Source organism: Amycolatopsis kentuckyensis (assembly GCF_002155975.1).
In the GTDB taxonomy this organism is placed as follows: domain Bacteria; phylum Actinomycetota; class Actinomycetes; order Mycobacteriales; family Pseudonocardiaceae; genus Amycolatopsis; species Amycolatopsis kentuckyensis.
In genome coordinates this window covers 1-19,866 of record NZ_MUMI01000424.1, presented here as the reverse complement: position 1 = coordinate 19,866, position 19,866 = coordinate 1, and the positions used below count along the sequence as shown (strand labels likewise).

The window sequence follows — 19,866 nt, the reverse complement described above, 5'->3', positions numbered from 1 at the left end:
CACCCGCACGGTGACCGCCCTGGCCGGCGGGCAGGCCAAGGCGGTCACCGTGCTGGTGTCCGACACGACGCTCTACGGCTACGGCGCGGCGCTCCAGGGCATCGAAGAGGCCGCACGGGAAGCCGGGTACTCCGTGGGCATCGGCGCGCTCGCCTCGGTGGCGCCGGAAATGCTGGCGGCCACTGTCACCCGCGTGGGGGACCCGAGCGCCGGCGCGCTCATCGTCGTCGCCTGGGACCAGGCCGGCATCCGGGCGTTGCGGGCGGTGCCGCCCGGTGTCGCGGTGGTCGCGCTCGCGGAGGCCTCCGCGGCCCCGGCCGACACCCCCTGCCCCACGATCCGGCTGGACGACGGCACCGCGGCCGGGCAGGCCACGCGGTACCTGCTGGACCTGGGCCACCGGACCGTGCACCACGTGGCGATCCCGTCGTCCAGCGGCCGCAGCGACCGGATCCGCGGCTGGCGGCAGGCGCTGACCGAAGCCGGGGTGGCCGTCCCGGAACCCCTCCACGCCTCCTGGACACCGCGATCGGGGTACGAAGCCGGCCGGGTGCTGGCGGCGGACCCGGCCGTGACGGCGATCCTGTGCGGCAACGACGACCTCGCCCTCGGCGTGCTCCGGGCGCTGCACGAAGCCGGCCGCCGGGTACCGGACGACGTGAGCGTGGCCGGCTTCGACGACGTGCCGCAGGCGGCCTTCTACACCCCGGCCCTGACCACCGTGCGGCAGGACTTCGCCGGGCTCGGCCGGGACAGTTTCGCCCTGCTGCTCGGGTTGCTGGCCCCAGGCGAACCGCGCCGGGCCCCGACCGCGGCCCGGCCCGAGCTGATCGTCCGGGAAAGCACCGGGCCGCCGCCGTCGTGACGACCGCGTTCGCGCGCGGGCGGTGATCCCGGCGGCGGGGGCCGAACTCCTAGGAGTCCCCGGCCGGATCGACGAGACCGAGGATCCACGCGCTCCACGCCGTGTCGGCGCGCTGCTCGGGCAGCTCCAGCGCCGTCGACACGGTCTGGACGAGACCCGTGGCGAAGAACGTCCGCACCCGCAACGCATCCGCGCCCGTCAGCCGGGCGATCGTGGCCATCAGGACCAGGTGCCGGCGGCGGACCGCTTCCCGGACCGGCTCGTCCGCCGCCGCCGCGTAGCCCTGGAGCACGACGAGGCCGACCGTCGGATCGCTCTGCAGGAGCCGCACGTAGGCCACGCCCAGCGCGGACAACGTCGGCTCGGCGCCGGCGAACGCCGCTTCGATGCGGTCGAAGGCGGCGTGTACGACTTCGAGGAACAGCTTCCGCTTGGAGCCGAACATCTGCACGATCCGCGGGTGCGAGATGCCGGCCCGGCCGGCGATGGCTTCCAGCCGGGCGCCCGCCAGCCCGTTCGCGGCGAACTCGGCGTCGGCCGCCGCGATGATCCCCGCCCGGCGCGCCGCGGCGGGCAGGCGGGCCGGGCCGGCGTCACTCACCGCCACCGCCGAGCTGGCTCAGCACGAACTTGTTGTCGTACAGGCAGCGGTACGCGTGGATCAGCCCGTCCGCACCGAGTTCCAGCCGGTCGTCACCGTGGAACTCGACCACGGCGCCCGTCTTGGCGAACGTGCCGGTGAAGCGCCACGCGACGAGCACGGCGCGGCGGGTCACCTCGGTGTACAGCCCCATGCGCGTGAACGAGTAGTCCGGGTACGCGCGCGCCATGCGGGACACGAACGCGCGGATGGCATCGGGCCCGTGCGCGGTGTGCCCCAGCGCGGGTTCGTCGTAGACGAGGTCGTCCGCGCACATCGCGGCGACCGCGTCGGCGTCGTGGCCGTTCCACGCCTTCTCCCACTGGGCGCTGAGCGCCTCGGCCTCGTCGGCGGTGAAAGTCATCATGCTTTCTAACTTACAAGTAAGTAAGAAGTTTGGCCAAGACATCACATGTCTCACCGACGTCACCTCATCGAAACTGGTGAATCAGTCGAACTCATGCCACACAGCCCCCTCCTTCGCGGATATACATCATATGAATGCTAGACTGATTTTTCAGGCGCGGTGTGCGAGGAGGGCCATGGCGAGGTCGTTGACCGACGAAGCGATCGACCGGATCCGGGAGTTCGTCTCCTCCGGCCGGTTCCCGGCGGGCGCGAAGCTGCCCCCGGAACACGAACTGGCCACCGAGCTGGGGATCTCCCGCAGCCCCACGCGGGAGGCCGTGAAGGCGCTCGCGCTGGCCAGGGTGCTCGAAGTCCGCCGCGGCGACGGCACGTACGTCACCAGCCTCGCGCCGAGCCTGCTCCTGGAAGGCCTCGGCAACGCGGTGGCGCTCATGCAGGACGGCAGCGTCCTCGAGCTCACCGAGGTGCGCCGGCTCCTCGAGCCCGCGGCGACCGGCCTGGCCGCCACCCGGATCACCGACGCGCAGCTGCGCACCGTCGGCGAGCTGCTCGACGCGATGCACGAAGCGGTCGAGGACGTCGAACGCCTCACCGTGCTCGACGCCGCCTTCCACCGGGCGGTCGTCACCGCGACGGGCAACGAGACCCTCACCGCGCTGCTGGACGGGATCTCCTCGCGGACCCTGCGGGCGCGGGTCTGGCGCGGCACCGTCGAACGCGGCGCGACGCACGTGACGCTGTCGCAGCACAAGGCCATCTACGACGCGCTCGCCGACCGCGACCCCGCGGTGGCCACCGCCGCCGCGCTGATGCACGTCGACACGTCCGAACGCTGGCTGCGCGCACACTTGGCCGAGGTCCGGGAGCTCGACGGCGGAGCGCCGTGACCGGAAGCCGGTCACGGCGCCCGTCACCCCGTCAGGCAACGGAGAACAGCCAGCGGAGGTTGGCACTGCCGTCCTCGTTCCACACCTTGAGCGGGGAGCCCGAAGGCACGTTCCCGCCGCCGTCGAGGACCAGCCCGCTCGCCCGGTTCGCGATCGCGCAGACCCCGCCCCCGGTGTCGGTGATCGACCACTGCTGGCTGGCCGCGCCGGTGTAGGCCGACTGCACGGGGTTGCCGCCGGCGGTGGTGGCACCGGCCCCGTCGATCACCAGGCCGTTGGTGCGGTTGGTCAGCTTGACGAACCCGTCGCCGGTGTCCTCGACGCCGAACTGGAGGTTCGTGCTGTCGTCCGGGGTCCAGACCTTCAGCTTGCTGCCCGCCGCGACCGCCCCACCGCCGTCCACGGCCAGGCCGCTGGTGACGTTGACGATACGGAACCAGCGGGCGGGGTCGAACGTCACGCGCATCGAGACGATGGCGGACGCCCGCACGTCCGGCGTGGCCACGAGGAACCGGCTCGGAGTGCCGGTGAAGTTGTCGGCCGGGTAGCCGAGAGCCTGGTAACCGTCCCCCGGCCAGATCGCGGAAACGGGCTTCGGCAGCACGGCCTTCAGCTGCGCCGCCGTGTAACTGCCTACGCCGAGCCCCGCGCTCGCCCCGCCGTAGCGACGCTCGGCGAACACCTTCGCGCCGGACTCGGGACCCACCACCGGGATCTTGCCCGCGAACGTCAGCTTCAGCACGTAGGCAGGCGACTCGTAAGGCTTCGCCGACGGCAGCGTGACGTGCAGGGCACCGGCGTCCTGCGTGTACTTCAGCGCGCCGGGGGCGCCGAGCAGTTCGACGCGCCGCAGGCTGCCCAGGTCGATCCGCTTGGCGGACAGCGTGGTGAGGTCCGCCGTGGCCCCGGGCCAGGCCAGCACGGTCGCGTAGAGCACGCGGCCGGCCTTGTCGCGGGTGAACCGGAAGTCCTTGGCCGTGCCCACCTTCGGCGAGACGAACGAGCCGCCGCCCATCTTGGTCGGGCCCTCGCCGTAGACCTCCCAGGCACGGGTCGCATAGATCGACTCGCCGACGCGGCCGAGGTAGGTGCCGAAGTCGGCGAGCACCGCGCGCTGCTCGGCCGGGATGGTGCCTTCGAGCGTCGGGGAGATGTTGAGCAGCATGTTCCCGCCCTTGCTGACCCGGTCGATCAGCGCGTGGATCATCTGCGTGCTGGAGTAGTAGCCGATGCCCTGCGTGTAACTCCAGCTGCTGCTGGAGATCGCGTCGTCGGTGAGCCAGTACGGCGTGACGATGTCGGCCGGGCCGCCGCGCTCGTAGTCAGCGACCTCGCCGTGGGTGGTGAACCCGTGGTCGAAGTGCTTGAACGTCGAGACGACGTCCTTGCCCCACTTTTCGGCCTGGTTGTAGTAGTAGGCCAGGAATTCGAGGCGCTGCTGCTCCCCCACCGCGCACGGGCCGCTGTTGATGCAGTAGCCGGGCGAGTCCAGCGAGAAGTCCTGCCAGAGGATGTCCGGCTGCGCGCGATCGATCACTTCCTTGAGCTTGGCCAGCCACAGCGCGTCCTCTTCGGCGCGCGGCAGCTGGCCGTACAGCTTGCGCAGGCTCGGGGTGGCCTGCGGCGGCGCGAAGTCGTAGAAGCCGTTGTAGTTGAACGCGTGGTGCATCGCGACCAGCAGCTTCAGGCCCTGGCCGCGGATGGCGTCGGAGAACAGCTTCAGCAGGTTCAGGTGCGGCCCGCGCGCCACCGAGTTCCACTCGTTGACCTTGCTGTCCCACATCGAGTACCCGTCGTGGTGCTCGGCGACCGGGCCGGCGAACTTCGCCCCGGACGCCTTGACCACCCGCGCCCACTCCTCCGGGTCGAACCGCCCGCCGCGGGAGACGAGCTTCGGCGCGAACTGCACCGGGTTGCCTGCTGCGTCGGTGCCGCCGTCGATGAACCGGTCGTAGCCCCACACCGCCGGGTCGCCGTAGGTCGCCTTGTGGTGGGAGTTCTCGCCGCTGTCCGGGATGTACATGTTCCGGCCGTACCACTCACTGCCGAACTCCGGGGTGGTGAACGCGCCCCAGTGCCAGTAGATGCCGAACTTGGCGTCCTGGAACCACTCCGGCGCGGGCGGGTGCCGGTCGACCGACGGCCAGGTGGGCTCGTAGCACTGCGTGGCCGCCGCCGCCGGGCCGGCCAGTGCCGGTGGCACGGCCGCCGCGGCAAGCCCGGCGGCGGCGAGCGCACCGAACTGCCTGCGCGACAACGGACTCTGGGCAGGGGGCATCATCGCACTCTCCTGGGTGAGGGGATCTAGCAGGAAATCAAGTGGTGCAGCAGTTCGTGCGGCACCTCGCGGCGGAAGGCCTCGAAGTTCTCCTGCACCTGGCCGGCACTCGTGGCACCGACCAGGACGGAACTGACGGCGGGGTGCGCGGCGGCGAACGCGAGCGCGCACGCGGCCAGGTCGTACCCCGCCGACGCGGCGGCCTCGCGCATGCGCTGCGCGCGGGCCAGCAGCTCCGCCGGCGCCGGGGCGTAGTCGAACCAGGCGCCGGGCCGGGGGTCGATGAGCAGGCCGGAGTTGAACACGCCGCCGAGCACGACGTCGACCCCGCGCTCGCCGCAGAGGTCGAGCAGCCGCTTCCCGCTGCCGTCGAGCAGCGTGTAGCGGCCGGCGAGCAGGACGACGTCGATGCCGAGCCGCTCGACGAACCGGGCGGGCATCTCCCACTGGTTCATCCCGACGCCGATCGCGGAGACCACGCCTTCGTCGCGCAGCCGGCACAGTTCCGGCCACGCGCGGGTCGCGGCTTCCTCCTCGTGGTCGTCGGGGTCGTGCAGGTAGGCGACGTCGACGCGGTCGAGGCCCAGCCGGTCGAGACTGCCTTCGATCCCGCGGCGGACGGCGTCCGCGGAGAAGTCGAAGACGCAGCCGTCGTCGGTGAGCGTCCGGCCCACCTTCGTCGAGACGGTGAACGAGCCCGCGGGCAGCCGGGCCAGTGCCCGGCCGAGCCGGCGCTCGGCGAGCCCGAAGCCGTAGTAGGGCGCGGTGTCGAAGTACCGCACCCCGGCGCCGGCCGCCGCGGCGACGACCTCCGCGGCGGCCTCGTCGTCGACTTCACCGAAGACGTTGCCCAGTCCCGCGGTGCCCAGGCCGAGGTCCGCCATCAGGTCTGCCGCTTGCCGCTGGTGATGCGGGACATCACCAGCGCGATGAGGATGATCGCGCCGTTGAGCGCGCCGATCCACTGGGCGGGCACGCCGGCCAGGGTCAGCACGTTCTGGATCATGTACAGCAGCAGGATGCCGGTGAAGGCGCCGAAGAGCGTGCCACGGCCCCCGTTCAGGCTCACCCCGCCGATGACGGCGGCGGCGAACACCGTGAAGATGTAGCCGTTGCCCTGCGCCGCGGCCACCGAGGCGAGCCGCCCCGAAAGCAGCAGCCCGCCGAGCGCGGCCAGCACGCTGGCCCCGATCAGCACGAGCCACACGATCCGGTCGGTCCGGATGCCCGCGGCCTTCGCCGCGTCCTCGTTCCCGCCGATCGCGTACAGGCTGCGGCCGAACCGGGTGTAGCCGAGCAGGACGATCCCGCCGGCGAACAGCAGCACGCAGATCCAGATGGAGGCGGGGATCCCGGCCCAGAGCGTGGTGCCCAGGTAGAGCAGCGAATCGGGCAGGCCGAAGAAGGTCTGGCCGCCGGAGATGCCGGTCAGCAGGCCGCGCAACACGATCAGCATGCCGAGGGTGACGACGAACCCGCTCAGCCCGAACCGGACGATCAGCAGGGCGTTGAGCGCGCCGACCACCACGCCGACCAGGAGCACGACGGGCACGGCGGCCCACGACGGCAGCAGCCCGAGGGAATGGCCGCCGCCGATGGTCAGCCAGGCCGCCACGCCGGGGGCCAGGCCGAAGGTGGACTCCAGCGAGAGGTCCATCTTGCCGACGACCAGGACCATCGTCTGGGCGAGCACCAGCAGGGCGATCTCCGACATCGTCTGCAGGATGTTGATCACGTTGTCGTACTGGAGGAACACCGGGTTCACCAGCTGGCCGACGACGGCGATCGCGATGATCCCGGGCACCAGCGCGAAGTCGCGCAGGCGGGCCAGTGCGATGCGCCGGGGCGCGGCGGGAGGTCCGGTCCGTGGCGGGGCGCCCACCGCGGCGGGGCTTTCAGGCATCGAGGTCGACTCCTTCCATGGCGGCCACGACCTCGCGGTCCTGCCAGCCTGCGGGCATTTCGGTGGTGAGCCGGCCGTGCACCACGACCAGCAGCCGGTCGCACAGGCGCAGGTCGTCCAGTTCGTCCGAGGCGATCAGCACCGCGGTGCCCGCCGCGGCGGCCTCCGCGACCTTGCCCAGGAGGAACTCCTTCGACCGCACGTCGACCCCGGCCGTGGGGGTGATCAGCACGAGCAGCCGCGGGTCGCCCGCGAGGGCACGGGCCATCACGACCTTCTGCTGGTTGCCGCCGGACAGCGCGGACACCGGCAGCTCGGGGCCGGGGGTCTTCACCGCCAGCCGCGTGATCATCGTCCCGGCGAGCCGGTCGCGCAGGCCCGACCGGACGAAGATGCCCGGGCCGAGCCGGTCCATGACGCTCATCGTGGTGTTGTCCGCAATGGACATCTCCGGCACGAAACCCTGGTGGTGGCGGTCTTCCGGGACGAACCCGACGCCCGCGGCCAGCGCGGACGGGACGTCGCCGGGCCGGGGCCGCCGGTCGCCGACGAACACCGTGCCGGAGGTGGGTTTGCGCAGTCCGGCCAGTGCCTCGGCGAGCTCGGTCTTGCCGCTGCTGCCGGATCCGGCCAGCCCGACGATCTCCCCGGGCGCGATGTCGAACGACACGTCCTCGAAGAACGGCGCCAGGCTCAGGTCGTCCACCCGGAGCACGGGTTCGGCGCCGTGCCGGGCCGTCGACGCCCTCTCCTGAACCATCACGGCGTTCTCACCGGTCATCGCCGCGACGAGGTCGGCCTTCGGCAGCTCGGCGACCGGCGCGGTGAGGACGTGCCGGGCGTCCCGGTACACCGTCACCGTGTCGCAGATTTCGTACACCTCCTGCAGGTGGTGGCTGATGAACAGGAAGGTGACGCCTTGGCGCTGCAACTCGGCGATGTGGCCGAAGAGCCGGGTGATGGCGGCCCCGTCGAGCTGCGCGGTCGGCTCGTCGAGGATGACGAACCGGGCGCCGAACGACAGGGCCCGCGCGATCTCCACGAACTGCCGCTGTTCCACGCTCAGTTCCCGGGCCGGCCGGTGCACGTCGACGTCCACCGACCAGCGTTCCAGGAGTTCGGTGGCCGAGCGGCGCAGCGCGGCCCAGCGGACGAACCCGCCCCGGGTCTCCTGCCGGTTGAGGAACAGGTTCTCCGCCACCGACAGCTCGGGGATGATCGTCGACCGCTGGTACACGCAGGCCACCCGCGCCCGCCAGGCGTCCCGGTCGGCCAGAGCCGGGACCGGTTCCCCGCTCAGCCGCACGGTTCCGGCGTCCGGCTCGGTCAGTCCGGTGAGGACGGACACCAGGGTCGACTTGCCGGCCCCGTTGCGGCCGACGAGTGCGTGCGTCTGTCCGGGTAGGACGGTCAGGTCGGCTTCGTCCAGCGCGACCGTGGCGCCGTAGCGCTTGACCACCCCGCGCGCCTCGACGACCGGCACGGTGTTCATGTTCGCTTCCTCTCTGAAGCGTGCTGGCCGCGGGCTTCAGCTCTTGCTGTTGCCCCACAGGGACTGGTCGTCGACCTTGACGCTGCTCACCGGCCCGAACGTGGCGCCGTCCGCGGTGACCAGCGGCGCGGCCAGCTGGTCCTCCATCAGGCCGTCGCGAACCTGGATGATGGTGCTGTCGTGGTCGGTCTTGCCCGCCGTCGGCGTCTTGCCGGCGATGGCGTCCTTGACGTACTGCAGGGCGTACTTGGCGAACAGGTCCGCGGGCTGGGACACGGTCGCGTCCATCTCGCCGGCCCGGATCTTGGCCAGTTCCTCGGGGATGCCGTCGTTGGACACGATGAACACGTGCTTCGGGTCGCTCGCCGGGACCGCCAGGCCGCGCTGCTTCAGCAGCTGCAGCGTGCCGGAGAGGGCGAAGCTGGACTGCATGTAGACGCCCTTGATGTCCGGGTTCGCGGTCAGCCGGGTCTGGAGCTTCTGGGCGGCGGTGTTGGCGTCCCAGTTGGTGGCCTCGCCGAACACCGTGATGCCCGGGAAGTCCTTCTTCATGCAGTCGTTGAAGGCCTCGGTGCGGTCCCGGCCGTTGATCGAGGCGAGGTCGCCCTGCAGCATGACGACCTTGCCCTTGCCGCCGAGCTTGGTGCCGAGGAACTGGCAGGCCTTCTCGCCGTAGGCGCGGTTGTCGGCCCGCACGACCATGTAGACGTTGCCCTGGTCCGGGCGGGTGTCGACGGACACGACCGGGATCTTCTTGGTCGCGAGCTGCTGCAGCGTCGGGATGATCGCCGCGGTGTCCTGCGGCGCCATCACCACGCCCTTGACGCCCTGGCTGATCATCGTCTGCACGTTGGCCGTCAGGTTCGCGACGTCGTTCTGCGAGTTGGTGGTCTTGAGGTCGAGCCCGAACTGGCCGGCGAACTGGGGCACGTACTTGATGTAGGCGTTCCAGAAGTCGGTGTCCGAGCGCGGGTAGTCGACCCCCACGACGGTTTTGCCGCCCGAAGCGGCGGTGGTACCGCCGCCACTGCAGCCGGCCAGTGCGGCCGCGGTCAGGACGCCGGCGGTGACGACGGCGGCGGCGCGCAGGTGCTGGAACTTCATGACCTCTCCTCGTTGACAGGTTTCGGGCGGAGACGGAGGCCGGACATCCCGCCGTCCACGGCGAGATCGGTGCCGGTGGTGGCGCCGGAGTCCGGACCGGCCAGGTAGCAGATCGCCGCGGCGACCTCGTCGGCGGTGACGAGCCGGCCGGTGGGCTGGCGCGCGGCGAGCGCGGCCAGCTCGGCCGCGGGATCGTCGGCCGTGGCCAGCAGCCGGTCGATCCAGGGGGTGTGCGCGGTGCCGGGATTCACGCAGCACACGCGGATCCCTTCGGCCAGGTGGTCGGCGGCCATCGCGCGGGTGAGCGCGAGGACCGCGCCCTTCGTGGCGCTGTAGAGCGCTCGTTGCGGCAGCCCGGCGGTGGCCGCGATCGAGCAGGTGTTCACGATCGCCGCCGCGGCCGAGGACCGCAGGTGCGGCAGGGCCGCGCGGGTCACGCGCACCATGCCCACGACGTTGACGTCGAACACGCGGTGCCACTCGGTGTCGGCGTTGTCTTCGACCGTTCCTTGCGCTCCGATCCCCGCGTTGTTGACCACGACGTCCAGGCCGCCGAGGTGCGCCACCGCGGCGGCGACCGCGGCCCGTACCGAGTCGTCGTCCGATACGTCGGCCCGCACGCCGGTCAGCGGCTCCTCGACTTTTTCGTTCAGGTCGAGGCAGACGACCCGGGCGCCCCGGCGGGCCAGCATCCGCGCGGTGGCGAGCCCGATCCCGGACGCGCCGCCGGTCACGACGGCCCGGACGCCGTCGAACTCCCCGCCGCTCACGCGACCACCACCGCGTCCCGCTGCCAGGCCGGGCCCTCGGGGAACCGGTACTGCGCCACGGATTCCGCGTGCAGCCGGGCCCCGAGCCCGGGCTCCCGCGGGGCCAGGTAGCGGCCCCGCTCGATCCGGACCGGGTCGACGAAGTGCTCGTGCAGGTGGTCCACGTACTCGATGACGCGGTCTTCCTGGGTGCCGCTCACCGCGACGAAGTCGAACATCGACAGGTGCTGCACCATCTCGCACAGCCCGACCCCGCCGGCGTGCGGGCACACCGGGACGCCGAACTTCGCCGCCAGCAACAGGATCGCGATGTTCTCGGTGACCCCGGCGACCCGGCTCGCGTCGAGCTGGAGGACGTCGATCGCCTCCGCCTGCAGCAGCTGCTTGAACATCACCGCGTTGTGCGTGTGCTCGCCGGTGGCGACCTTGATCGGCGCGACCGCCCGGCGGATCGCCGCGTGGCCGAGCACGTCGTCGGGCGAGGTCGGCTCCTCGATCCAGTACGGGTCGAACTCGGCGAGGGGGCGCAGCCATTCGATGGCCTGCCCGACGCCCCAGGCCTGGTTGGCGTCGATGGCGATGCGGACGTCGGGCCCGACGACGTCCCGGGCGAGCCGCAGCCGGCGGATGTCCTCGTCGAGGTCGGCGCCGACCTTGAGCTTGATCTGGGTGAAGCCGTCCCGGACCGCCTCCGCGGAGAGGGCCGCGAGCTTCTCCGGCGAGTACCCGAGCCAGCCGGGAGTCGTGGTGTAGGCGGGGAAACCGGATTCCAGGAGTTCGGCCTGGCGGGCCGCGCGGCCCGGTTCGGCGCGGCGGAGGATGCCGAGGGCTTCGTCGCGGGTCAGGGCGTCCTGCAGGTAGCGGAAGTCGACGAGGTCGACCAGTTCCTCCGGCGGCAGCTCGGCCAGCAACCGCCAGACCGGCTTGCCTTCGCGGCGGGCCCGCAGGTCCCAGGCCGCGTTGACGATCGCGGCCGCGGCCATGTGGATGGCGCCCTTGTCCGGGCCCAGCCACCGGAGCTGGCTGTCCCCGGTCAGCCGGCGGGAGAAGCCGCCGAGGTCGGCGAGCGCGTCGGCCACCGGCATCCCGACGACCAGGGGCACCAGCGCCCGGACCGCGGCGACCTCGACGTCGTTGCCGCGGCCCACGGTGAAAGCGAGCCCGTAGCCCTCGTCGCCGGCACTCGTGCGGATGGTCACGTACGCCGCCGAGTAGTCGGGTTCCGGGTTCATCGCGTCCGACCCGTCCAGGCTCAGCGAAGTCGGGAAGCGCACGTCCACGGCGTCGATGGCGCTGATCACTTCGGCCAACGGGGCCACCTCTCATTCGGCGCAGACAACATATGTATGGCTACGCGCCGACCCATGGATTGTCCAGGCTTGGTCCGTAACACGGCAATAACTTGGACTTATAGTGAGTATCAACTACGCAACGTGGTTTAACGTATGATGACCCGCTCGACCTTTGAAAGAGACATCATATGTCTGCTACGGTCCCGGCCATGCGCTTCCAACGCCTCGGCGACCGCGGCCACGAGATCCCCGTCGTCCTCGACGAAACCGGTGCGGCGCGGGACCTGCGGTCGCTGACCCCGGAGGTCGACGGCGCCTTCTTCGCCGCCGACGGCGTCGCGCGGGCCCGGGCGGCGCTGCGCGAGGGCACCCTTCCCGCCCTGGACGCCATCGGCCTGCGCGTCGGCGCCCCGGTGGCCCGGCCGGGCCTGCTCGTCTGCATCGGGCTGAACTACTCCGACCACGCCGCGGAAACCGGGGCCGAGCCCCCCGCGGAGCCGGTGGTGTTCCTCAAGGCCACCAACACGATCGTGGGGCCGGACGACACCGTGCTCATCCCGCGCACCAGCACCAAGACCGACTACGAGGTCGAACTCGCCGTCGTGCTCGGCGGGCGGGCGCGGTACCTCGAGACCCCGGAGGACGCCGACGCGGTCATCGCCGGGTACGCCGTCTCGAACGACGTCAGCGAACGCGCCTTCCAGCACGAACGCGGCGGCCAGTGGACCAAGGGCAAGTCGTGCGAGACGTTCAACCCGCTCGGCCCGTGGCTGGTCACCCCGGACGAGGCCGGAGACCCCCAGGACCTCGGCCTGCGGCTCGCCGTCAACGGGCAACTGCGCCAGGACGGGACCACGAAGAACATGCTCTTCGGCGTCCGGCACATCGTCTGGTACCTGAGCCAGTTCATGGTGCTCGAGCCGGGCGACGTCGTGAACACCGGCACGCCGGCCGGGGTTGCGTTCGGTGCCAACGACTTCCCCTATCTGTCCGAAGGGGACGAAGTGACCGTGGAGATCGACGGCCTCGGCCGCCAGCACCACCGGATCGGCCAGGCGTGACCGGCCGGCGCGTCGACGCGCACCACCACCTGTGGCAGACCTCCGCCCGCCGCCACGCGTGGCTGGACGGCGACGACACCGCGGCCATCCGGCGCGACTTCACCCCGGACGACATGCGCGTGGCCGCGCTGGGGATGGACGCCACCGTGCTCGTCCAGGTCCTGCCGGACCTCGACGAGTCGGTCGAGTTCCTCGCGACCGCGGCCGCGGAGCCGCTCATCGCCGGTGTGGTCGGCTGGATCGACCTCACCGGCTCGCCGTCGGAGGACCTCGACCGGCTGCGGTCGTCCCCGGGCGGCGAACTGCTGACCGGCATCCGGCACCTCGTGCAGGCCGAGCCCGACCCGCGCTGGCTGGAACGCGAAGACGTGCGGGCCGGGCTCGCGGCGGTGCGGGACGCCGGGCTGGTGTACGACCTGCTCGTGCTGCCCCACCAGCTCCCCGCGGCCACCGCGGCGGTCCGGGCGCTGCCGGACCTCACCTTCGTCCTGGACCACCTCGCGAAACCGCCGATCGCCTCCGGGCAGCTCGAACCCTGGGCGACCGAACTGGCCACCCTGGCGCGGGAACCCAACGTCGTCGCCAAGCTCTCCGGTCTGGTGACGGAAGCCGGCCGGCCTTGGCGGGTCGAGGATCTGCGGCCGTACGCGGACACCGCGCTGGCCGCCTTCGGCCCGGACCGGCTGATGCTCGGGTCCGACTGGCCGGTGTGCCTGCTCGCGGGGACGTACGCGGAAGTCATGGCCGCGGCCGACAGCCTGCTCGACGGCTTGGCACCGGCCGAACAGGACGCCGTCCGCGGCGGGACCGCGACCCGCGTCTACGGGCTGGCACCGTGACGGCGACCGTCCGGCTCGCGTACGGCGAGACCGGCCTGGACCTGACCATCGACCCGGCGGTCACCACCGTGGTGACCCCGGTGCACCACCCGGTCACCGAACCCGCGGACGTGCTGCTGCGCCGGGCGTTGCGGGAACCGGTCGCCGGGCCGCCGCTGCGCGAGCGGGTGCGGCCGGGGCAGACGGTCGCGATCTCGGCGTGCGACGGAACCCGGCCGCAGCCGCGCGAACTGATGATCCCGGCGATCCTCGCCGAACTCGACGGCGTCGTCCGCCTCGAAGACGTCGTCGTCCTGGTCGCCACCGGCACCCACCGCGGCAACACCGCCGCCGAGCTGCGCGCGATGTTCGGCGACGAAGTCGCCGACACCGTCCGGATCGTCAACCACGACGCCCGCGACCGCGCGAGCCTCACCTGGCTCGGGCGCCACGGCGACGACGTCCCGGTGTGGCTCAACAGCGAGTGGGTCGCCGCGGACGTGCGGATCACCACCGGGTTCGTCGAACCGCACTTCTTCGCGGGCTTTTCGGGCGGCCCCAAGCTCGTCGCGCCCGGGCTGGCGGCCTTGGAGACCGTGCTGGTGCTGCACGACGCCCGCCGGATCGGGCACCCGAACGCCACCTGGGGGATCACCGAAGGCAATCCCGTGCACGACGACGTCCGCGCGATCGCCGCGGCCACCGGCGTCACCTTCGCCCTCGACGTCATCCTCAACCGCGACAAGGCGGTCATCGGCGCCTTCGGCGGCGACCTCCCGGACATGCACGCGGCCGCGGCCCGCGCCGCCCGCGACGTCGCCATGCGGCCGGTGCCGGCGCCGTTCGACGTCGTGGTGACCACCAACTCCGGGTATCCGCTCGACCAGAACCTGTACCAGGCCGTCAAAGGGATGTCGGCGGCGCACCGGATCACCCGGCCGGGCGGGACGATCGTGTGCGCCGCGGAGTGCCGGGACGGGTTCCCGGACCACGGCTCCTACCGGGAGGTCCTCGCGTCGGCGAGTTCCCCGGCGGCCCTGCTCGCGGAGATCGCGGCCCGTCCGGTGACCGTGCCCGACCAGTGGCAGGTCCAGATCCAGGCGAAGATCCAGGACGACTGCCGGGTCGTCGTGCACACCGGTTTCCTGACCGAGGCCGACCTCGCGACGGCCCACCTGACCCGCACCACCGACATCGCGGCCACCGTGGCCGAGGCCCTCGACCGGGCCGGGCCGGGCGCGCGGGCGTGCGTCCTCCCCGAAGGCCCCCTGACCATCCCGTACGTGGCATGAGCACCGCCGACCTCGGTTTCGCGCGCGTCGACCTCGACCGCGAAGACCGGCAGGGACTCCCGGAAGTCGTGTACGGGCCGGGGAAAACTCCCGCGCAGATCGCGGCCATCGTGCGGACGCTGCTCGCGCACAACACCGGTCCGGTGCTGGTCACCCGCGTCGACGCCGAGCCGGCTCGTGCGGTGCTGGCCGAGGTCCCCGGCGGCCGCCACACGCCCGGCGCGCGGCTGCTGGTCTGGCGCCCGGCCCCGGTGACCGCCTTCACGGTCGCGGTGGCCGCGGCGGGGACGTCCGACGGCCCGGTCGCCGAAGAAGCCGCGGAAGTCGCCGCGGCCGTCGGCCTCGCGGTGCGGACGGTCACCGACGTCGGCGTCGCCGGGATCCACCGGCTGCTGGCCGAAGCCGGACGGCTGCGCGAGGCCGACACGGTCATCGTCGTCGCGGGCATGGAGGGCGCGCTCGCCTCGGCCGTCGGCGGACTGGTGGCCTGCCCGGTGATCGCCGTCCCCACCTCCACCGGGTACGGCGCGGGCCTCGAAGGCGTCACCGCGCTGCTGGCGATGCACGCCTCCTGTGCGGCGGGCATCACCGTCGTCAACATCGACTCCGGGTTCGGCGCGGCGATGGCCGCCTTCCGGCTCGCCCAGGTGCTGCGGAGGGCACGGTGAAGACTTGCGTCATCTCGCCGTTCACCGGCCTGGCCGGGGACATGCTGCTGGCCGCCCTGGTCGACGCCGGCGCGCCGCTGGAGCGCATCCGGTCCGCCGTCGCCGCCAGCGGGCTGACGGGCTGGGAACTGCGCGTGGAGTCCCTGCTCACGCACGGGCTGACGGCGGCCCGCGCCCTCGTGGCCGTCACCGACGACGCGACCAGCCGTCCCGCGGCCGAGCTGATCGCCATGGCCGGGCGGGTCGAGCCCGCGCCGGTCGCGGACCGAGCCGTTGCCGCGCTTCGCGCGATCGCCGAGGTGGAAGGCAGGCTGCACGGGGAACCGCCCGAGCGCGTCCACCTCCACGAACTCGGCGGGCACGACACGCTCGTCGACGTCATCGGCGTCTGCGCCGCGCTGGCCGCCCTGGAAGTGTCCACTGTGTACTGTGGCGCGCTCCCCCTCGGCACCGGCACCGTCCGCACCGCGCACGGGATTCTCCCCTGCCCGGCCCCCGCGACCGCGGCACTGCTGGAAGGTGCGCGCACGGTCGGGAGCGACCTCGCCGGCGAGACGGTCACGCCCACCGCGGCCGCGCTGCTGAAGGCCGCCGAGGCCCGGTTCGAGCCGCCGCCGGAGTTCCGCCTGCTGGCCACCGGCTACGGCGCGGGCACCCGGTCGCTGCCGGACCGGCCGAACGTCGCGGTCGTGCACCTCGGCGAGCCGGTGGACGCCGGGCCCCGCACGCTGGTGGTGCTGGAGACGAACCTCGACGACGTCACCGGTGAAGTGCTCGGGCACGTCGTCGGCGAGCTCCTGTCGGCCGGCGCGCTCGACGCGTGGATCAGCCCGGTGACGATGAAGAAGGGCCGCCCGGCCCACGTCCTGCACGTGCTCGCCGAGCCGGAACACGCCGCCCGGCTCGGAAACCTCGTCCTCGCCGAAACCGGCAGCCTCGGCTTCCGCGAGTACCCGGTCCGCCGCACCGCGCTCGCCCGGGAGACCGAAACGGTCGACGTCCGCGGAATACCGGTCCGCCGCAAGCGCGGGCCGCACGGCGCGAAACCCGAGCACGACGACGTCGTGGCCGCCGCACGCGAACTCGGCCTGCCGGCCCGCGTCGTTGCGACGATCGCGGCGAGGCGCTGATGGACGGCACCCGGCTCGTCACCCACCTCGCGGGGATCGGGCGGCTCGCGGTGGCGTTCTCCGGCGGCGCCGACTCGGCGCTGGTGCTCGCGGCCGCGGTCCGCGCCCTCAGCCCGGCGGACGTGCTCGCGGTGACGGCGGACTCGGCCAGCCTCGCCGCGGTGGAACTGGCCGCCGCGCGGGAGATCGCGGCCGAGCTCGGGGTCCGCCACCTCACCCCGCCGACCGGTGAACTGGCCGAGCCGGGTTACGCGGCCAACGGGCGACGGCGCTGCTACTTCTGCAAGACCACCGTGCTCACGACGATCGCCGAGGTGGCCGTCGCCCACGGGTTCCCCGCGCTGGCCACCGGCACGAACGCCGACGACGCCGTCGACCCGTTCCGCCCCGGTGTCCGCGCGGGTGACGAGGTCGGCGTGCACACCCCGCTGCGCACCCTCGGGCTGTCCAAAGAGGACGTCCGGGCCATCGCCCGGCGCTGGGGGTTCGCCTGGGCGGACAAGCCCGCGGCCCCCTGCCTGGCGAGCCGGGTCCGGTACGGCATCCCGATCACCACGGCCACCCTGGCCCGGGTGGAACAGGCCGAATCGGCGGTGCGCACCTTCCTGGACGGCCGGGGCCTGCGCTACCGCGACCTGCGGGTGCGCGACCTCGGCGGCACGGCCCGGATCGAGCTCGACGCCGCCTTGGCCGCCGAAGTCCGCGACGATCCGCTGCTGCTGGATGCCGTGCGGGCGCTGGGTTTCGCCGAGGCCGCCGTCTCCTCCTTCCGCTCCGGCGGGCTCAACCACGAACCGGGCTGACGTCGCCGACGACCGACGTCACCCGGCGGCGTTCGCGGCGCGGTTCGCGAGGTGGGCGAAGGCCGCGCGCAGTTCCGGTGGGCCCACCACGTCGATCGCGCAGTCGAACCGCAGGAGGCCGGCCGCGAGCGCCGCCCACGACCAGGACCCGGTCACCAGCCGGGTCCTGCCGGGCGCGGCTTCCTCGGCGACACCGTCGCCGGCGAACGGTGCCACGTCGGCCGGCGGCAGGTCGAGGACCACCTCGCCCCGGCACGGCCAGGCGTCGGTGTCGGCTCCCTTGAACCGGGCGGACAGGAACGTCGCGACGTCACCGCCGGGCACCTCCCGCGGGGTGAACCGCGGCCCGTTCGGCACGCGCAGCCTCATCCGGTCGACGCGGTAGGTCCGCCAGTCCTCCCGGGCGGCGTCCCAGCCGACGAGGTACCACCGTCCACTCCGGACGACGAGGTGGTGCGGCCGCACCCGCCGCGGCTCGCCGTCCGCCGGCCGCGACGGCGCCTCGTAGTCGAACCGGACTTCCTCGGTGGCCCGGATCGCCGAGCTCAGCGCGAGCAGGATCCCGGTGTCCACCTGGACGGCCGAGCCGCCGGCCACGGCTATCTCCAGCACGTCGACGCGCTGCCGCAGCCGCGCGGGCAGCACCTGCCGCACCGTGGCCAGCGCCCGCACGGCGGCTTCCTCGATGCCCGCGCCGGTCCCGACGGCGATCCGCAGCGCCACGGCGAGCGCGACCGCCTGCTCTTCGTCGAACACCAGCGGCGGCATCCGGCTGCCCGCTTCGAGCCGGTAGCCACCTTCGGGTCCTTTGACCGCCCGGACGGGATAGCCGAGCTCCCGCAGCCGGTCGACGTCCCGGCGCACGGTCCGTTCGCTGACGCCCAGCCGGCCGGCGAGCAGCGAGCCCGGCCAGTCCCGGCGGACCTGCAGCAGGGACAGCAGCGAGAGCAGGCGACCCGAGGTCGCCGTCGAGGAAGCGACCGGCACGACTTCCATGGTGCCACGAGAAGCGGACGTTCCCTGACCGCTACGGCTGACACGGTGGCTCTCGTCGGAACACCCACGAAAAGGACCCACCATGTCGCTCAGCGCTGTCGCCCACCTCAACTTCACCGGCCAGGCCCGCGAGGCCCTCGAGTTCTACCAGTCGGTCTTCGGCGGCCAGGCCACGTTCGTCACCTACGGCGACTTCGGGATGCCCGCCGAACTGCCCGACGCGGGCAAGGTGGTGTTCGGCCAGGTCACCGCGGACAACGGCTTCAGCGTGCTGGCCTACGACGTCCCGGGCACCGACGGCCCGGCCACCCCGGCCGCGCCCACGACCCGCCGCGAGAACGGCACGACCATCACGAAGGAGAAGTTCTTCCTCTCCGTCCGCGGCGCCACCGTCGACGAGGCCACCCCGGTGTGGAAGGGGCTGGCGGAGGGCGCGACGGTCGTCGAAGAGTTCGGCCCGGCCCCGTGGGCGCCGGCGTTCGGCATGCTCGTCGACCGCTTCGGCGTCACCTGGATCATCGACGTCGCGGCCGGGTACCAGGGCTGACCCTTCCCGGCGGTGGGATGCCCGGCACCCGGCGCATCCCACCGCGTCCCGACCTCCGGAGACTTCCTTGCAGACCAGACCCCTCGGCCGGACCGGCATCCAGGTCAGCACGTTCACCCTGGGCACGATGATGTTCGGGCCGTACGGCAATCCCGACCCCGACGCGTGCGTCCGCATCGTCCACCACGCGCTCGACCACGGCATCACCACCATCGACACCGCCGACGTCTACGGCGGCGACGGCGAAAGCGAGCGGATCGTCGGGAAGGCCCTGCGCGGCCGTCGCGACGACGTCGTCCTCGCCACCAAGGGCAACGGCCCGATGGGCGCCGGCCCGAACGAGCGGGGCAACTCACGGCGCTGGATCATCTCCGCCGTCGAAGGCTCCCTGCGCCGTCTCGGCGTCGACCACCTCGACCTCTACCAGCTCCACCACCCCGAACCCGGCACCGACATCGAGGAACCGCTGAGCGCCCTGACCGACCTGCTGCGTGCGGGCAAGGTGCGGGCCATCGGGCACTCCAACCTCCCGGCCTCCGACATCGTCGAGGCGCAGTGGGTGGCGCAGCGGCGTGGCCTGGCGCGGTTCCGCACCGAACAGCTGCACTACTCGCTCCTCGACCGCGGCGCGGAACGCGAGATCCTGCCGGTGTGCCGGCGCCACGGGCTCGGGGTGCTGGTGTGGAGCCCGCTGTCGATGGGGCTGCTCACCGGCCGGTACCGCAGGACCGGCGGCGAACCGGCCTCGGCCGGCCGCCTGCACTGGGTGCCGCGGCACCTGACCGACGAACGCAAGCTCGACGTCGTCGAAGCCCTTCTCCCCCTGGCCGATCAGGCGGGGATTCCCTTGCGGCACCTCGCCTTGGCGTTCGTCACCGCCCACCCCGCGGTCGCCTCGGCGATCATCGGCCCCCGCACCGAAGAACACCTGGCCGACCTGCTTGCCGGCGC

Annotated in this window: 20 protein-coding genes; 10 read left to right on the top strand and 10 right to left on the bottom strand. The window is 72.5% G+C overall.

What is annotated here, in order from left to right; all coding sequences use genetic code 11:
* A partial coding sequence (locus CCN39_RS34780) for a substrate-binding domain-containing protein (protein ID WP_143264263.1) occupies positions 1 to 865 on the top strand: 865 nt, incomplete at its 5' end.
* 49 nt (positions 866 to 914) lie between these two features.
* Here the strand turns inward: CCN39_RS34780 and CCN39_RS34775 are convergent.
* On the bottom strand, positions 915 to 1,466 hold the full coding sequence (locus tag CCN39_RS34775) for a TetR/AcrR family transcriptional regulator (RefSeq protein ID WP_086849286.1): 552 nt from the start codon (positions 1,464 to 1,466) through the stop codon (positions 915 to 917).
* Positions 1,459 to 1,872: a nuclear transport factor 2 family protein gene (locus CCN39_RS34770; RefSeq protein ID WP_086849279.1), complete on the bottom strand. Its 414-nt coding sequence runs from the start codon at positions 1,870 to 1,872 to the stop codon at positions 1,459 to 1,461. The genes CCN39_RS34775 and CCN39_RS34770 overlap by 8 nt, the downstream gene beginning before the upstream one ends.
* Before the next feature lie 175 nt (positions 1,873 to 2,047).
* On the opposite strand from CCN39_RS34770, the gene CCN39_RS34765 reads away from it, so the two are divergent.
* A complete protein-coding gene (locus CCN39_RS34765; protein ID WP_086849277.1) occupies positions 2,048 to 2,761 on the top strand; it encodes a FadR/GntR family transcriptional regulator in 714 nt (237 codons plus the stop codon).
* A gap of 31 nt (positions 2,762 to 2,792) precedes the next feature.
* Here CCN39_RS34765 and CCN39_RS34760 read toward each other — a convergent pair whose 3' ends face one another.
* From CCN39_RS34760 to CCN39_RS34730, 7 genes are read right to left on the bottom strand one after another with little or no spacing between them, the layout of a single operon-like run.
* The gene (locus CCN39_RS34760) at positions 2,793 to 5,042 is read right to left on the bottom strand and encodes an alpha-L-fucosidase (RefSeq protein WP_244211130.1); all 2,250 of its coding nucleotides are present in this window, start codon (positions 5,040 to 5,042) and stop codon (positions 2,793 to 2,795) included.
* Positions 5,043 to 5,065: 23 nt separating this feature from the next.
* Entirely contained in the window at positions 5,066 to 5,923 is an 858-nt protein-coding gene (locus CCN39_RS34755) for an aldo/keto reductase (protein WP_086849272.1), read from the bottom strand.
* Positions 5,923 to 6,942 (bottom strand): ABC transporter permease, encoded by a 1,020-nt coding sequence (locus CCN39_RS34750; protein ID WP_086849270.1) that lies wholly within the window; start codon positions 6,940 to 6,942, stop codon positions 5,923 to 5,925. Before CCN39_RS34750 ends, CCN39_RS34755 begins: the two co-directional genes overlap by 1 nt.
* Positions 6,935 to 8,434 carry a sugar ABC transporter ATP-binding protein gene (locus CCN39_RS34745; protein WP_086849268.1) on the bottom strand — a complete coding sequence of 500 codons (1,500 nt, stop codon included), beginning with the start codon at positions 8,432 to 8,434 and terminating at the stop codon, positions 6,935 to 6,937. The genes CCN39_RS34750 and CCN39_RS34745 overlap by 8 nt, the downstream gene beginning before the upstream one ends.
* A 36-nt stretch (positions 8,435 to 8,470) precedes the next feature.
* Complete coding sequence (locus CCN39_RS34740; RefSeq protein ID WP_086849266.1) at positions 8,471 to 9,538, bottom strand: sugar ABC transporter substrate-binding protein; 1,068 nt, start codon at positions 9,536 to 9,538, stop codon at positions 8,471 to 8,473.
* Positions 9,535 to 10,308 (bottom strand): SDR family NAD(P)-dependent oxidoreductase, encoded by a 774-nt coding sequence (locus CCN39_RS34735; protein ID WP_086849264.1) that lies wholly within the window; start codon positions 10,306 to 10,308, stop codon positions 9,535 to 9,537. The genes CCN39_RS34740 and CCN39_RS34735 overlap by 4 nt, the downstream gene beginning before the upstream one ends.
* Positions 10,305 to 11,627 (bottom strand): enolase C-terminal domain-like protein, encoded by a 1,323-nt coding sequence (locus tag CCN39_RS34730; protein WP_086849262.1) that lies wholly within the window; start codon positions 11,625 to 11,627, stop codon positions 10,305 to 10,307. Before CCN39_RS34730 ends, CCN39_RS34735 begins: the two co-directional genes overlap by 4 nt.
* 182 nt (positions 11,628 to 11,809) lie before the next feature.
* Between CCN39_RS34730 and CCN39_RS34725 the strand changes: the two genes are divergently transcribed.
* From CCN39_RS34725 to larE, 6 genes are read left to right on the top strand one after another with little or no spacing between them, the layout of a single operon-like run.
* Positions 11,810 to 12,661, top strand: coding sequence for a fumarylacetoacetate hydrolase family protein (locus tag CCN39_RS34725; RefSeq protein WP_086849260.1), 852 nt, complete (start codon positions 11,810 to 11,812; stop codon positions 12,659 to 12,661).
* Entirely contained in the window at positions 12,658 to 13,500 is an 843-nt protein-coding gene (locus CCN39_RS34720) for an amidohydrolase family protein (RefSeq protein WP_086849258.1), read from the top strand. The genes CCN39_RS34725 and CCN39_RS34720 overlap by 4 nt, the downstream gene beginning before the upstream one ends.
* Positions 13,497 to 14,771 (top strand): nickel-dependent lactate racemase, encoded by a 1,275-nt coding sequence (larA, locus tag CCN39_RS34715; RefSeq protein ID WP_086849257.1) that lies wholly within the window; start codon positions 13,497 to 13,499, stop codon positions 14,769 to 14,771. Before CCN39_RS34720 ends, larA begins: the two co-directional genes overlap by 4 nt.
* Entirely contained in the window at positions 14,768 to 15,439 is a 672-nt protein-coding gene (larB, locus tag CCN39_RS34710) for a nickel pincer cofactor biosynthesis protein LarB (protein ID WP_086849256.1), read from the top strand. The genes larA and larB overlap by 4 nt, the downstream gene beginning before the upstream one ends.
* Complete coding sequence (larC, locus tag CCN39_RS34705) at positions 15,436 to 16,569, top strand: nickel pincer cofactor biosynthesis protein LarC (protein ID WP_086849254.1); 1,134 nt, start codon at positions 15,436 to 15,438, stop codon at positions 16,567 to 16,569. The genes larB and larC overlap by 4 nt, the downstream gene beginning before the upstream one ends.
* Positions 16,569 to 17,372: an ATP-dependent sacrificial sulfur transferase LarE gene (gene larE / locus CCN39_RS34700; RefSeq protein WP_086849252.1), complete on the top strand. Its 804-nt coding sequence runs from the start codon at positions 16,569 to 16,571 to the stop codon at positions 17,370 to 17,372. The genes larC and larE overlap by 1 nt, the downstream gene beginning before the upstream one ends.
* Before the next feature lie 18 nt (positions 17,373 to 17,390).
* Here the strand turns inward: larE and CCN39_RS34695 are convergent, their stop codons facing one another.
* On the bottom strand, positions 17,391 to 18,359 hold the full coding sequence (locus CCN39_RS34695; RefSeq protein ID WP_086849283.1) for a helix-turn-helix transcriptional regulator: 969 nt from the start codon (positions 18,357 to 18,359) through the stop codon (positions 17,391 to 17,393).
* Positions 18,360 to 18,450: 91 nt separating this feature from the next.
* Between CCN39_RS34695 and CCN39_RS34690 the strand changes: the two genes are divergently transcribed.
* Both CCN39_RS34690 and CCN39_RS34685 read left to right on the top strand, forming a co-directional pair.
* Positions 18,451 to 18,915 (top strand): VOC family protein, encoded by a 465-nt coding sequence (locus CCN39_RS34690; RefSeq protein WP_086849250.1) that lies wholly within the window; start codon positions 18,451 to 18,453, stop codon positions 18,913 to 18,915.
* Between the two features lie 67 nt (positions 18,916 to 18,982).
* Positions 18,983 to 19,866 (top strand): aldo/keto reductase (locus CCN39_RS34685; RefSeq protein ID WP_086849248.1); only part of this gene is annotated, 884 nt, incomplete at its 3' end.

Excerpts from the sequence above, each read along its gene's own strand:
- CCN39_RS34760 (WP_244211130.1), bottom strand. The coding sequence starts at position 5,042 with ATGATGCCCCCTGCCCAGAGTCCGTTGTCGCGCAGGCAGTTCGGTGCG.
- CCN39_RS34765 (WP_086849277.1), top strand. The coding sequence starts at position 2,048 with ATGGCGAGGTCGTTGACCGACGAAGCGATCGACCGGATCCGGGAGTTC.
- CCN39_RS34755 (WP_086849272.1), bottom strand. The coding sequence starts at position 5,923 with ATGGCGGACCTCGGCCTGGGCACCGCGGGACTGGGCAACGTCTTCGGT.
- CCN39_RS34750 (WP_086849270.1), bottom strand. The coding sequence starts at position 6,942 with ATGCCTGAAAGCCCCGCCGCGGTGGGCGCCCCGCCACGGACCGGACCT.
- larE (WP_086849252.1), top strand. The coding sequence starts at position 16,569 with ATGGACGGCACCCGGCTCGTCACCCACCTCGCGGGGATCGGGCGGCTC.
- CCN39_RS34725 (WP_086849260.1), top strand. The coding sequence starts at position 11,810 with ATGCGCTTCCAACGCCTCGGCGACCGCGGCCACGAGATCCCCGTCGTC.
- CCN39_RS34745 (WP_086849268.1), bottom strand. The coding sequence starts at position 8,434 with ATGAACACCGTGCCGGTCGTCGAGGCGCGCGGGGTGGTCAAGCGCTAC.
- CCN39_RS34770 (WP_086849279.1), bottom strand. The coding sequence starts at position 1,872 with ATGATGACTTTCACCGCCGACGAGGCCGAGGCGCTCAGCGCCCAGTGG.
- larB (WP_086849256.1), top strand. The coding sequence starts at position 14,768 with ATGAGCACCGCCGACCTCGGTTTCGCGCGCGTCGACCTCGACCGCGAA.
- CCN39_RS34690 (WP_086849250.1), top strand. The coding sequence starts at position 18,451 with ATGTCGCTCAGCGCTGTCGCCCACCTCAACTTCACCGGCCAGGCCCGC.
- CCN39_RS34740 (WP_086849266.1), bottom strand. The coding sequence starts at position 9,538 with ATGAAGTTCCAGCACCTGCGCGCCGCCGCCGTCGTCACCGCCGGCGTC.